General features: G+C 61.1%; 10 protein-coding genes and 2 pseudogenes. 6 read left to right on the forward strand and 6 right to left on the reverse strand.

The genetic code is table 11. The annotated features are described in order from the left end of the window. The first annotated feature begins 158 nt into the window (after positions 1–158). Complete coding sequence (locus N4Q37_RS20670; RefSeq protein ID WP_260961440.1) at positions 159–2,969, forward strand: ATP-binding protein; 2,811 nt, start codon at positions 159–161, stop codon at positions 2,967–2,969. On the opposite strand, the gene N4Q37_RS20675 is transcribed toward N4Q37_RS20670, so the two are convergent. Then, positions 2,916–4,373 (reverse strand): ATP-binding protein, encoded by a 1,458-nt coding sequence (locus N4Q37_RS20675; protein ID WP_260961441.1) that lies wholly within the window; start codon positions 4,371–4,373, stop codon positions 2,916–2,918. The two genes, N4Q37_RS20670 and N4Q37_RS20675, sit on opposite strands and share 54 nt — an antisense overlap. A gap of 183 nt (positions 4,374–4,556) precedes the next feature. Then, entirely contained in the window at positions 4,557–5,507 is a 951-nt protein-coding gene (locus N4Q37_RS20680; protein WP_260961442.1) for a GlxA family transcriptional regulator, read from the reverse strand. Positions 5,508–5,740: 233 nt separating this feature from the next. Between N4Q37_RS20680 and N4Q37_RS20685 the strand changes: the two genes are divergently transcribed. From N4Q37_RS20685 to N4Q37_RS20695, 3 genes are all read left to right on the forward strand, one after another. Further along, a complete protein-coding gene (locus N4Q37_RS20685; RefSeq protein ID WP_260961443.1) occupies positions 5,741–6,463 on the forward strand; it encodes a pirin family protein in 723 nt (240 codons plus the stop codon). A 232-nt stretch (positions 6,464–6,695) separates the two neighbouring features. Next, complete coding sequence (locus N4Q37_RS20690) at positions 6,696–7,097, forward strand: hypothetical protein (protein WP_260961444.1); 402 nt, start codon at positions 6,696–6,698, stop codon at positions 7,095–7,097. Between the two features lie 238 nt (positions 7,098–7,335). Further along, positions 7,336–7,521: a hypothetical protein gene (locus N4Q37_RS20695; RefSeq protein ID WP_260961445.1), complete on the forward strand. Its 186-nt coding sequence runs from the start codon at positions 7,336–7,338 to the stop codon at positions 7,519–7,521. A gap of 78 nt (positions 7,522–7,599) precedes the next feature. On the opposite strand, the gene N4Q37_RS20700 is transcribed toward N4Q37_RS20695, so the two are convergent. Continuing rightward, a complete protein-coding gene (locus N4Q37_RS20700) occupies positions 7,600–8,637 on the reverse strand; it encodes a GlxA family transcriptional regulator (RefSeq protein WP_260961446.1) in 1,038 nt (345 codons plus the stop codon). A 273-nt stretch (positions 8,638–8,910) separates the two neighbouring features. On the opposite strand from N4Q37_RS20700, the pseudogene N4Q37_RS27945 reads away from it, so the two are divergent. Both N4Q37_RS27945 and N4Q37_RS27950 read left to right on the forward strand, forming a co-directional pair. Continuing rightward, positions 8,911–9,993, forward strand: a pseudogene (locus tag N4Q37_RS27945) (HAMP domain-containing protein); the annotation flags it as partial. Positions 9,994–10,317: 324 nt separating this feature from the next. Beyond that, positions 10,318–10,854: pseudogene (locus N4Q37_RS27950) on the forward strand (methyl-accepting chemotaxis protein); the annotation flags it as partial. A gap of 51 nt (positions 10,855–10,905) precedes the next feature. Here N4Q37_RS27950 and N4Q37_RS20710 read toward each other — a convergent pair. The 3 genes from N4Q37_RS20710 to N4Q37_RS20720 all read right to left on the reverse strand — a co-directional run bounded on the left by N4Q37_RS20710 (position 10,906) and on the right by N4Q37_RS20720 (position 12,921). Beyond that, entirely contained in the window at positions 10,906–11,145 is a 240-nt protein-coding gene (locus tag N4Q37_RS20710) for a transcriptional regulator (RefSeq protein ID WP_260961448.1), read from the reverse strand. Between the two features lie 34 nt (positions 11,146–11,179). Beyond that, positions 11,180–11,824 carry a dimethylsulfoniopropionate lyase gene (locus tag N4Q37_RS20715; RefSeq protein WP_260961449.1) on the reverse strand — a complete coding sequence of 215 codons (645 nt, stop codon included), beginning with the start codon at positions 11,822–11,824 and terminating at the stop codon, positions 11,180–11,182. 206 nt (positions 11,825–12,030) lie between these two features. Next, positions 12,031–12,921 carry a glycine betaine ABC transporter substrate-binding protein gene (locus N4Q37_RS20720; RefSeq protein WP_260961450.1) on the reverse strand — a complete coding sequence of 297 codons (891 nt, stop codon included), beginning with the start codon at positions 12,919–12,921 and terminating at the stop codon, positions 12,031–12,033. Between the last annotated feature and the right edge of the window lie 197 nt (positions 12,922–13,118).

Here is a 13,118-nt window from a genome sequence, read left to right on the forward strand (position 1 = left end):
AAACGTTGTTAATTTTTTCGGAACTGGCGTGCTCCCTCGCCACAAGGATCGGCGATTGGCGGGATGGATGTGGAAACCTCTCGCCGTTGCGCTTGAAGCAAAACCTGAGGAACATGCTCGGGTAAACCCAGGCACCAGGACCAGACCTTGAGAGCGACATGAGCCATTACCCCCTCGACTTGCCCGTCGAACAGACCGTGCATTTCGGCCCGTACCGGGTCCATCCGCGCCAACGCCTGGTGCTGGAGGGCGAGCAGCCGCTGCGCCTGGGGCGACGGGCGGTAGACATCCTGCTGGTGCTGCTCGAACACGCCCCAGAGGTGGTGAGCAAGCAACAGCTGATCGCCCGCGTCTGGCCCAAAAGTGTGGTGGAAGACATCAACCTGCGGGTGCACGTGGCCGCGTTGCGCAAAGCCTTGGGGGATGGCCAGGACGACCAGCGCTATATCGTGACCGTGGCCCAGCGCGGCTACAGTTTTGTCGCGCCGCTCTTATCCGCCGCCGTCGAGCAGGTGGCGCAGATCCTGCCCCCCTCACCGGCACACAACCTGCCACCGCGCCGCAGTCGAATGATCGGACGACACGCCCTGGTGGAAAGCCTGATAACCCAATTGCCGCGCAAACGCTTCATCACCCTGGTCGGCACCGGCGGCATCGGCAAGACCACCGTGGCCCTGCGGGTGGCCGAACGGTTGATCGGCCACTACCGCGATGGCACGTACCTGCTGGACCTGGCATCGCTCAACGATCCTGCGCTGATCGCGCCCAATCTGGCGGCCGTGCTGGACCTCCCGCAACTGGGTGTCGACCCGCTGGACAGCATCGCCCGACAGCTCAAGGACCGGCAGTTGTTGCTGGTGATCGACAATTGCGAGCATTTGATCGACGACGTCGCGGTGCTTTGCGAAACCTTGCTGCGCAGTGCGGCCCACCTGCATATCCTGGCCACCAGCCGCGAAAGCTTGCGGGCCGAGGGCGAATACGTGCAGCGCCTGGACGCCCTGGCGTTCCCACCCCGGGAAATGCCCGTCGATGACTATCCGGCGCTGCAATACCCGGCCCTGCAACTGTTCGCCGAGCGGGCGATGGCCAGTCATGAAGGCTTCGAGCTGACCGACCGCGAACTGCCCCTGGTGGTCGATATCTGCCAGCGGCTGGACGGCATCCCCCTGGCCATCGAACTGGCGGCGGCGCAGATCGACCGTCTGGGGCTGACGGAGCTTCATCGACAATTGCAAGACAGTGTCGCTCTGCTGCACCACGACAAAGACGACGCCACGCCCCGCCAACAGACCTTGCACGCCACGCTGGACTGGAGCTTCGCGCTGCTCACCCCATGCGAGCAGACCTGCTTGCGACGACTGGGCGTGTTCATGGACAGTTTCAACCTGGCCTCGGCCACGAGCGTGATCGTCGATCAGCCTGTCGCCCCCGACCAGGTGCTGGTGTCCGTCAGCCAGTTGGTTGCCAAATCATTGCTCAACGTCGAGATCGGCGATGAAGAAGTGCGCTATCGCCTGCTGGACACCACCCGCCGCTACGCCCTGGAAAAACTGGCCGAGTCCGGCGAGTTGGCCGCCACTCGAGAGCGCCACGCCGAGCGTTGCCTGACGCTCATGGAACTGGCGCAAGCGGAGTGGGAGAACACCCCCACCCAGCTCTGGATCGCGCGGTACGCCAGCTATCGCGACGATATCCGCGCCGCCCTTGACCGAGGGTTGGGGCCACAGGGCGCACACGCGGTGGCGATCCGCCTGGCGGCGAGCACCCTGCCCCTCTGGCAGGAACTGTCGCTGCTCAAGGAACACGGGTTGTATGTGAACAAGGCGCTGGCGTTATTGCGGGCCAACCCCATGCCCTGTCCACGCCTGAGCCTTGCGCTGGAGCTGGCGCGGGCCACGTTCAACTACCATACCGAAGGCAGTAGCCCGGCCACCATTGCCGCGTTCACCACCGCCCGGACGCTGGCGCGGCAATGCCAGGATCTGACCGGTGAATTGCGCGCCGTGTCGGGACACATGACCACCGACCTCAGTCGCGGCCACTACCAGCAGGCCCTGGAGCACAGCCAGGACTTCGACCGGCTGGGCCCGCCAGGCGATCCGACGCTGTCCTTGAGCACGCAACGCTTGCGGGTGTTGGCGCTGCATTTCACCGGCGACCAGCGCGCCGCCCGACGCGAAGCCGAACAGGTGATCCAGCGCCTGGCCCAAAACGGTCATCTGAGCCGTTTCACCCACGGTTTCGGCGTGCAATACGATCAGAGCGTGGCCGCGCTGACGGTGCTGGCCCGCATACTCTGGCTACAGGGTTTTGCCGAAAAGGCCCGGCGCACAGCTGACCTGGCCCTGCAAATTGCCTTGCAGATCAACCATGGCATCTCGATCTGCTACACCCTGGCATTGGCCGGCTGTGTCATTGCCCATTACAACGGCGATCACGCCACTGCCCGGGAACGACTCGATCTGCTCAAGCAACAGGCCAGCAAGCACGGGGTGTTGCTGTTCCATGACTGGGCCTGTCACTACGAAGATGCATTCGAAGGCGCGCCCGTGAAGGCGAAATCGAGCCACGGGCTGATCCAGGACATCGTCGTCACCTTGCGCGCCGACACCGTCAGCGCTGCGCAAATCGAACGCGCCCGCACCGGCGCTGCCGGCTGGTGCACGGCGGAAGTCCTGCGGGCGGCGGCCGAAACCGCGCTGGCGCACGACGACCCGGTGCAGGAGGAACAAGCCGAAGCGCTCCTGCTGGAGGCCCTGGCCGTGGCCCGTGGGCATCATGCCCTGGCTTGGGAACTGCGCAGTGCCGTGTCCCTGGCCCGCCTGTGGCATCGACGAGGACAGGACCAGGCCGCGCAGGATGTGCTCGGACCACTCTACCAGCGCTTCAGCGAAGGGTTCGACACCCCCGGATTACAAGAGGCCAGCGCAATGCTGGGGCTGTTGGCGCGACGACTGGACGCTTGAACGCGGAGTATCCCACGCCTCTTGCAACCGGTAACGTCGATGGAACAACTGCCATTGACCACTGCCACGCAGTTTTTCCAGGGCATAAGCGCGGGTGGTATGGAGCAGATGGAACCGCTCCACGCCTGCACACCGCTGGACCATGACCAGGGATACATTGACCAGTCCCGACAGCAGCCGCGGCACTTGCCCGACACTCAACTGCGTACAACTGATTACAGCCATCGCCGTCTCGAGGGTGAACGGCCCGTCGAACACCGCCAGGCGCTGCAAGGCCATTTGTTCCTCGGCGCTCAGGCGTTCGAAACTTGAGTCCAGCACCGCTTGCAGGCTTCGGTGGCGAGCCACCGCGGTACGTCGTCCATGGCTCAAGAGCGACAAACCGCACTCCAATTGTTCCAGCACCCCGGCCAGGCCCAAGGCATCGACCTGCACCGCCGCCAGCTCCAACGCCAATGGCAATCCGTCCAGGCGCTCGCAGATCAAGGCGAGGATCGCCAGGTCCCGCTCACTGGGCGCGTACCCCTGTTGGCGCGCGGCAATGCGCTCGACCAGCAACTGCACCGCCGGACACACCGCCATCGGGTACCCCGCCTCATGGGGCGAGGCCAACGCCAGGCCCGGCAGTTGCACAATATGCTCCGGGACCAGATTCAACGGTTCGCGACTGCTCAACAGCAAGGTCACTCCGCAAGCCGTTTCGCGCAGCATCTGCGCCAGCTCCCGACAGGCTTCGATCACCTGCTCGCAGCCATCGAGTACCAGCAGTATCCGACAATGCGCCAGCCGCTGGCCCAATGCCCCGGGCTCGACGCCGAGCACGCCGGCCACCTGCACGATCACCTGCGAAGGATCGTCGACAGCGCTCAGGTCAACGAACCAGGCACCCTCGGCAAAGTGCTCAAGCAACAGTTCAGCCACCCGCAACACCACCGTGGTCTTGCCGACACCGCCGGGGCCCGCCACCGTGACCAGGCGCTGGCGAGGCACTTCCCTCAATAGCCGGCCGAGCAGCGTATCGCGCCCCACTATCGGGCTCAGGCGCACAGGCAGGTTGTGCCGTTCGCCGCCTGTCTGCAAGGCCAGGGGTACAGCCAGGCAATAGCCCTGTCGGGGATGATTGAGGATGTAACGACCGCCGTCACCGAAGGCCCGCCGCAGCGCCGCGATGTGCACGCGCAAGTTGATCGCCTCGACCACACTGTCCGGCCAGACGCGGGCAATCAGCGCCTGCTTGCTGACGAAGGTGCCGGCGTGTTCGACCAGCACCTGAAGAATGTCCAGGGCCCGTCCACCCAGCGCGAGGGGGACGCCGTCACAGGTGACCAGCCGCTGCTGCCGGTAAAAGGCAAACGGACCGAAGCCCACCGCCGCCTCGGTATCGGGTTTGACGAAACTGTTCATAGGCGATCGAGCACCGGGGTGCCGGTCCGGGCGTGGCGCTACGGCTCACCGACCGCGTCTGCCCCGGCGCCTGCGCATCCTTTCCAGAGGGTTCGCCGTTATCTTGGCAGGCGCGGGCGACAGGACAATGCTGGCACAGGGCGCATCACGGACATCACGGTGCCCTGGACGGACACCGAGGGCTCAACTGAACTGCTGGCGATACTGCGCCGGCGTCAGCCCGAGTTTCTCACTGAACAGCGAACGCATGTGCCGCACGCTGCCGAAACCGCTGCGAAACGCTACGGTCTTGAGGGGCAAGTCCGTGCTTTCCAGCAACTGGCGGGCCCTGTCGATGCGCGCGCCTTGCAGGAACTCCATGGGCGTCATGTTCACTTCCTTGACGAACATCCGCGCAAAATGCCGCGAGCTCATGGCCGCCAGCTCCGCCATGCGCTCTACCGTGAACGGTTCGTCCAAGTGCTCCATGACGTGGTGCTGGACCCGGGTGATTGCCGACTCCTGTGCCGCCACGGCCGCCACCAGGGGACTGAACTGTGCCTGCCCACCCTGGCGTTTCATCACCACCAGCAACACCTTGGCCACATCCAGCGCCACATTACGGCCATGGTCATGCGCGACAATCGACAGGGCCAGGTCGATACCGGCCGTCACACCACCGGACGTGATCAGGCGCCGGTCCTGCAAGAAGATCTTGTCGGTTTCCACCAAGGCCTTGGGAAAACGCCGGACCAGGCGTTCGGTGTAGTGCCAGTGGGTGGTGACCCGGTAGCCGTCCAGCAATCCCGCCTCGCCAAGCACAAACGCGCCGGTGCAGATGGAGCCATAACGCGTGGCCCGTTGCGCCGCGGCCCGCAGCCAGATGTGCAACCCCGAATGCTGGTCGTTATAGGCCCCCGGGCCGCCTGGCACCAGCAGCACGTCATAAGCTGCCCAGGCCTGGTCGATATGGACGTCGGCCTGCACCGTCACGCCATTGGATGCGCGCAGGGGGCCACGCTCGGTCCCCAGGGTCAGCAATTGATACTGGTGTTGGGGCTCGAGATAACGATTGGCGATGGAAAACACCTCCATGGGCCCGGCCATGTCGAGCAGCAAAAAATCCGGGAACAACACCATTGCAACGGTTTTCATGGGCAAATACACCAAATAATCCGGAACCTGGGGGGACCCCACAGGTTTGGGTAGCCAAAGCCCCAGCATTATGTCGAAGCGATGCGCCTGCTGATAGGGAGGCCAGATTGTCCACTACAAAAGGACAGTTTTTCGTATTCAACCTACTTATTGAACGCACGGATAACCATTAATCTTCTTCTGAACCCGGCGAACGGCCTACCCCGTCGCCCACAGACACCAGGAGAATCACCATGCTGACCCTTCGCAAAGCTTCGGACCGCGGTATCGCTCGTCACGGCTGGCTGACCTCGTTCCACACCTTTTCCTTTGCCAATTACCGTGACCTCAACCAACAGGGTTTCTCCGACCTGCTGGTCATCAACGACGACCGCGTCGCCCCCGCCAAGGGTTTTGGCCAGCACCCGCATAGGGACATGGAGATCTTTTCCTATGTGCTCGAAGGTGCGCTGGAGCACAAGGACACCCTCGGCACGGGCTCAGTCATTCGCCCCGGCGACGTGCAACTGATGAGCGCCGGCAGCGGCGTGGCCCACAGCGAGTTCAACCACAGCGCGGACGAAGGGGTGCACTTTCTGCAAATCTGGATCGTGCCCAACGTCAGTGGCGCCACGCCGCGCTATCAACAGCAGCACTTCAGCGCGGAACACAAGCGCGGTCGCCTGCAACTGATCATTTCGCCGGACGGCGCCGATGGCTCGCTCCAGGTCCGCCAGGACGCACGGGTCTACGCCGGGCTGTTCGACGGACAGCAAAACGCGACGCTGACGCTGGCACCCGATCGCTACGCCTACGTGCATGTAGCCCGAGGCAACGTCGAGCTGAACGGCCTGTCGCTACAACAAGGTGATGGGGTGCGGGTGCGCGAGGAGCAGACACTGACCTTGAGCAATGGCGTGGATGCCGAGGTGCTGGTCTTTGACCTGCGGCCCCATGAACTGCCGCAGATGCCGTGAGGCGAAAGCCCCGTGTGCAAGCGCCCGCGACCAGGTTTCAAAGCTTGGTCGCGGGCGTTTGCGTGTTGTCAGCGACACCGACGATCTATAAAGTTCCGTTTCAGAATGTAATTCTGATCAGCGGTCGCTGATACTTGCCTCGCCCATTGTTGACGAACTGTTACACACCCAGGCAAAATAATTTCAATTTGCCATCACTCTTTCCAGAGTTCTGGTTTCATGGATGAAAAGCATGAAGAAGGTTGTTATTGGGCTCGCTGCCCTGTGTGTGACAGGTCTTACGACTGCCGAGATCCAGAAAATCCAATACGCCTACGATGACTCGGATGCCGAGTACTCGATTGTTTCGTTCAGTGAAAGCGATACCGCCATCCAGGCCATCGTGCAAAGAGCGGGCACCTATTTCACCAGCTATACAAAAGTTGAACTTGACTGCCCCCATCGAAATGTTCGCCACATGGGTATGTACAACAGTCTGGAGAGTCTGGAAAAAGCTCCGTTCGACCAGATGCAAGGGCGCATCGTCGAGGGTTCGATCGCCGATGAAGTCGGCAAGCTGCTCTGCAAAGGTACGTTGACTGCCTCGCAGGCCGGGGATCTGTCGGCAGACGAACAAGCCAACGATAGAAGCTGACCCCAACGCCGCTGCCTTGCGGCGTCAATTTTCGCCGAAGTGCGAGTGTCATTACAGAGCGATGACTCTGACATGGATGTCTGTGGGTTGAATGACGAGGCTCGTCGGTCAACGCACAAAAGACACCTTATTTCTGCACAGACAGAGAGAGGTAAACCTGATCCATAGCCTGAAGTACCCGCTTTCGTCAAGCGGGTTGGGAATACTTATGCACGCAAGAAAGATATTCGAGTTATTGATGTCGGTAGTGTTTTACACCCTGCTCTCGCTACTGTGGTTCGCCTATGCCGTTCCGGAAATGCTTGAAGAAGGCTCCGAGCTCGCCTTGATCGTGGCCGCGACAGGATCGATCATCTGGATGTGCGCGACAGGTTGCATCGTCCTGTATACGGTCCAGAAGACGCGCTCGACCGACCGTCCATGACGAAGGGCTTGTCCACTTCAGCAACGGACAAGTCCCCTTCGCGGTTAACGAAACCACTCCTGCCTTGACGACGCAGCCTCACCGCGACGCCTGTTTACGCTCGAACGTCGACCGATAACTGCCCGGCGGAACACCGAAGAAATCCCGGAAACGCCGCTGAAAATGCGGCGAGCTGACAAAGCCTGTCGCCACGGCTATTTCTGTCACGGACCGATTGGTCTGCTGGATGAGCTGCCGCGCCCGCGTCAGCCGCAGCTCCAGGTAATAGCGCGTCGGGGTCGCGCCCAGGAAGCGGCAGAAGCGCCGCTCCAACTGTCGTTTGGAAATCTTCACGCAGGCCGCCAGTTCGTCGACCGTCAGCGGCTCTTCGACGTTTTGCCACATCAGTTCCAGCGCCAGCTTCAGGCTTTCCGGCAGGGTCGGGTCCGTCTCGACGAAGACGGGCGGCAAGTCCGTCGCATCGCCCGACTCATCGCAGCGCAGGATTTCCTCGATGGCACCCACCAACGCCGCGCCGCCCGTCTGGCGGATCAACTGAAGCATCATGCGCAGCGAGCTGTTGGCACCTGCACAACTGATCCGCTCGCGGTCCACGACGTAGGCGCGACTGGACACCTTCACATGGGGAAAGACCTCAGCCATCATGGCCCGGCTTTCCGGATGGACCGCGCATTCGAAACCGTCCAGAAGGTTGGCATCGGCGACAAAAAAGACCCCGTTCCACAGCCCTCCCAGGATTGCCCCCGAGGCGGCGTTGGCGCGCAGTTTGCGGCGCAACAGCGGATTGCCTTGCAGTTTCACCCGAAAACCACCGGCGACGATCAGCACGTCCTGGTTTTCCGGCAATTGCCCGATCTCGATGTCGGTCGAAATCACGATGCCCAGATCGCTGGTCACCTGCCCTCCCGAAACCCCGACCGTCAGCACCTCGTAGAGGGGCCTGTCGCTCATCAGGTTGGCGGTCACCAGCGCGTCTACCGCACCGGTAAAGGACATCATCGAGAAATTATCCATCAACACGAACGCGACGCGGATCGGCGCCTGGTCGGCGCCCGACCCGATCGGCCGATAAGCCATGTTCTTGTTCTTAAGTACGCTCTCGAATGCGCTTGGCATAGGGCCTCGTTATGACATGAAGACGATCGGGACTTGCCTGATGCTCTCGCCGCGGCCAACAAACGCGGGCATACAGAACACCCCCCTATCTTCCAGATTAGCCACATCGGCTGCAATCGTAGGACCGACAACATCTGTGCTTTCCTAAAGTGAATGCGACTTTGGTCGATATGCTGGAAGTGGCACGAGCGCTTTCCCCTTCCAAAGACACGCAACGCGCATCGCTACTGTTTCCGCCGTTCCAATACCGACAAAATACCCGCGGGAGAAGTCATGAATATCAAACAGAAGCTGACATGGGCGTTCGCGGCCATCGCCTGCCTCCCGGTTATCCTGGTGGCGGTGCTGGTCGTATTGAACCTGCGCGACGCAGCGAAAGCCAACTTCCTCGACAGCAGCGGCCGTGAAATCCGCCAGATCGACAATGGCATGAAGACGTTCTTCGACGGCATCAGCCAGAACGTCGAGCAGTTCGCCAAGGATCCGCGGATCCTTGCCGCCAAGGGATTGAAGAACTACTCCGGTGCCGATGTCACCAAAACCCCACTGCCGGAAATCAATCAACAGCTCCTGGCGATTTTCGATGGGTTCGCCAAGACCCATCCGACTACGGCCTATCTGTCCGTGGCCCAGACCGACGGCGGCTACGCCAGTTGGCCTGACGACCAGAAACTGGCGAACTACGACCCACGGGTACGTCCGTGGTACAAGACCGCCATGGCCTCACCGGGTGTCACCGCCCGTACCGACGCCTATTATTGGGCACCGGACGATGTCACCCTGATCTGCACCGTGCGTACCGTCAACGACGCCAGCGGCAATGTGATCGGCGTCGTCGGCCTGGACGTATCGCTCAAGCAACTGACCGAACTGGTCAAGCAACTCAAGCTGGGCGAAAGCGGTTACCTGATGCTGGTCGAGGGGAACGGCAACGTGCTGGTCGACGCCAGCGATGCCAAGCACAACTTCAAGCCTTTGGCCGACCTCGGCCCGAACTATGCCGCGCTGGCCAAGAGCAGCGACGGCATGACCCAGATCGAGATCGATGGCGTTTCCTACATGGTCAACGTCGTGACCTCCAAGACCCTGGGCTGGCGCTTCATAGGCCTGATCAAAAGCGATGAAGTCATGGCAGGGGCCTCCAGCCTGACCTGGTTGATCGCCATTATCGCGGCGGTACTGGCGGCGATCTTCGCCGTGGTCGGCGCCAGCTTCGCCAGCGTCATCGTGCGACCGATTCGCGGCGTTGCAAATGGCTTGCAGGAAATCGCCGAAGGTGAAGGCGACCTCACCCGTCAACTTTCTGTACAAGGCAAGGACGAAACGGCCACCCTGGCAAGCTGGTTCAACCAGTTCCTGGGCATGATCGCGCAGTTGGTACAGCGAATCGGCAGTGCCTCCTCCGACCTGCAAAACGCTGCGGCCGACACCAGCGAAGTCGCCTCCAACATGAACGAAGCTGCCGGCCGCCAGCGCCAGGCGGTGGAACTGGTGAGTACCGCCTTCAACGAAATGGTCGCCACCGCCAACGAAGTGGCCCGCTCCTGCAGCCAGGCCGCTTCCAGCGCGGACACCGGCTACCGTGACGTGCACGACGGCCAGCATCACATCGGCGAAGCCACCGGCAGCGTGCTGAAACTGAGCGAAGACCTGCAGCAGTCGACCCAGACCATGCAGGCCCTCGAGCAAGACAGCAAGAACATCAACACCATCCTCGACACCATCCGTTCGATCGCCGAGCAGACCAACCTGCTGGCGCTCAACGCCGCCATCGAGGCCGCACGGGCCGGCGACCAGGGACGTGGATTTGCCGTGGTCGCCGACGAGGTCCGGGCCCTGGCCCGACGCACCGCCGACTCCACTGGTGAGATCGACAGCCTGCTGGGCAATCTGGCCCGCCGTACTCAGGAAGTGACCCAGCAGATGCAGAGCAGCCTGCAGGTGTCGCAGACCAGCGTGGAACGCATCCAGCAGGCCCGCGACAGCTTCGACAAGATCCGCAGCTCGGTGGACTCGATCCGCGACCAGAACACCCAGATCGCCACCGCAGCCGAAGAACAGCACCAGGTGGCCGAGGACATCAACCGGCACATCGCGCAGATTCATGCCGATGCGCAGTTGGTCGAGGAGTTTGCCCACTCGGCGCAGACCGGTTCGGGCCGCCTGACGGATATTTCCGGTCAGCTGAGGGGCTTGGTGGGACGGTTCAAGTTCTAAGCGGTATGTCCTGGGAGCCAGGGACGGCTCAAGGCTTTTACGTTCGCCCCCCTATTGGGGGCGATCGTCTTTATGGGTCCGCCTTGCGATGCTGTGACGCAACGTATCCCTTTCCAACGAAGCGATACCCACGACTTCTTCGATACCCGCCCCGGCTTCAACCTTTTCAATGAGCCCCAGGATCGCCTTCTTCATGAACCAGTGAGAAGAACGATCCAACCTTGCCGCCACCGCTTTCAACCTTGCACGTGTTTGGGCATCGAGCTTGATACCCATCGTTGTCACTGACATAACCCACTCTCCAAACAACCCTGGTGTGCCTCTTTTAACGAGGATGAATCAAGCCCCACAGCGCCAGCAGTGGCGCTTCTGCCGATCTCATTGCATGCACGCAATTCTCCGGGTTGAGGACAACGCCCCCGGCCCCGGGACTCCACCAACCCACGTCCTCCCGATACCATTCGCCCTGGGACAAGACCAGATAGAACTCGGCCGGAGGGTGCTGGTGATAGGGGTAACAAGTATCCGCCGCCATGATCGCCACCCCAAGGCTCAAGGTCGGACACTCGAAGAGCCCTCCGGGACCGGTGATGAGGCCATGGCGATGCCTTTGCACAAACCTATCGTCCTGACCGGGACCGGCCTGGCGTTCTATCCAGCTGGCATGGGGTAAAAGGATGCCGAGGGCATCCAGCACCGCGACCAGCGGCTCGCTGTCCCTTGGCGCACTTTCCAGTGCCTGGGATAAACATGGCTGCAAAGAAGCCGGCAGTTCCCGCAGAGCCTGCGAGGGTTCGTTCATCAGCCATTCAGCACTATTGAGGGAGGCCACGAACGCCCCGATCGAATCGGGCACCCCATCCGACACCCGCAGGCTGTCCGACAGAACGCGGTGAAGCGCTCGCTGAAGCGACCGCCCGCTTGCGAACCAAACAGGATCCGCAGTCCGGTTTTCCGTGTTATCGATCATCGCTTTCGACCTCGCTTGCGACAGACTGAGCCCATCTCTGTGTGCATCGACCATCGAGTGCCGACGCCCCCGCCCCGACCTGTATCGGCTGCGGTTTTCAGGAGTACGGACCTGCACATTACAATCGATACGACCGATGCCCCTCACTTTTCATGAAGGGCATCGGTCGTAGCATGATTCGGCTTTGTACGGAAAAGCGCTGAGCGTTACCGGGCCGCGGCGGTTTTCTCGCCGAACATGGCCTCAAAGCGCGGCTTGTTGGCCGCGTAGTATTCAGCCACGACCTTATCGGCCGAACTGTCGCGTGCAGTCGCCATCAACTTCTCAAGGTCAGCCTGAGGGATCTTGAAGTTGGCGAAGAATCGGGCGACATCGGGATGCTCCGCACTGAAACCCTTGCGAGCAACTGCGTGGATCTGCTCGGCGCCACCGAAAATCTGCTTGGGATCATCCAGGTAGCGCAGCGACCACTTGGAGAACATCCAATGCGGGCTCCAGGCATTGATCAATGACCATTTGTCACGCTTGAGGTTACGATCCAGCTCGCTCAGCATGCCGGACTCCGAAGAGGCGACCATCTTGTAGCCGTCGAGCTTATATTCCTGAATGGCTTTTTCCGTCAGCTTGTACTGACCGTTACCCACTTCCGAAGTGAGGATCTTGCCACCCAGTTTTTCCTTCACTTCCGGCTTGTTGAGGTCTTCGACACTGGCAATCTCACTGGTCGGAATGGATGTCGGCACCGCCATGCCGATGCGACCTTCATACAACGTGCCGAGATCTTCCAGCCTGTCTTTGTATTTGTCGTAGAACGACTTGTGAGTACTCGGCAGCCAGACCATCGGAATCAGGTCGATACTGCCGTTGGCGAGCGCCTGGAACTGAATACCGATATCGGCCAGCACCAGCTTGACCGGTTGTTTCAGATGGTCTCGCAGTGCCGTATCCGCCAGTTTTACAGCGATTTCCGTATCCGACCAATTCACCCATCCGATCCGGATGGGCGTGGGTTCCTCGGCATGGGCGAGCAGGCTGCAGGAGGCCATGGCCAACCCGGCGAACCAGCCGACGAGATTTTTACTGGATAACGTCATCATGTGCATCTCCGCGTACTGTATTAATAGTTATTGGCAGGGCAGCAGAAGAATAAAATTTTCTCATGAGAGCAAAACGGGCTCTTGGTCCATAAGGTCATTAAGGCTATGTCTGAATAAGCTTTAGTTATACGAACTTTTAAGTATTCGGGTCGCTCGGCCCTCCTCCGCCCCAGGGCGAAAATTAATGTCATATGTGA

It is taken from the genome of Pseudomonas citri, assembly GCF_025336485.1.
Lineage (GTDB): Bacteria > Pseudomonadota > Gammaproteobacteria > Pseudomonadales > Pseudomonadaceae > Aquipseudomonas > Aquipseudomonas citri.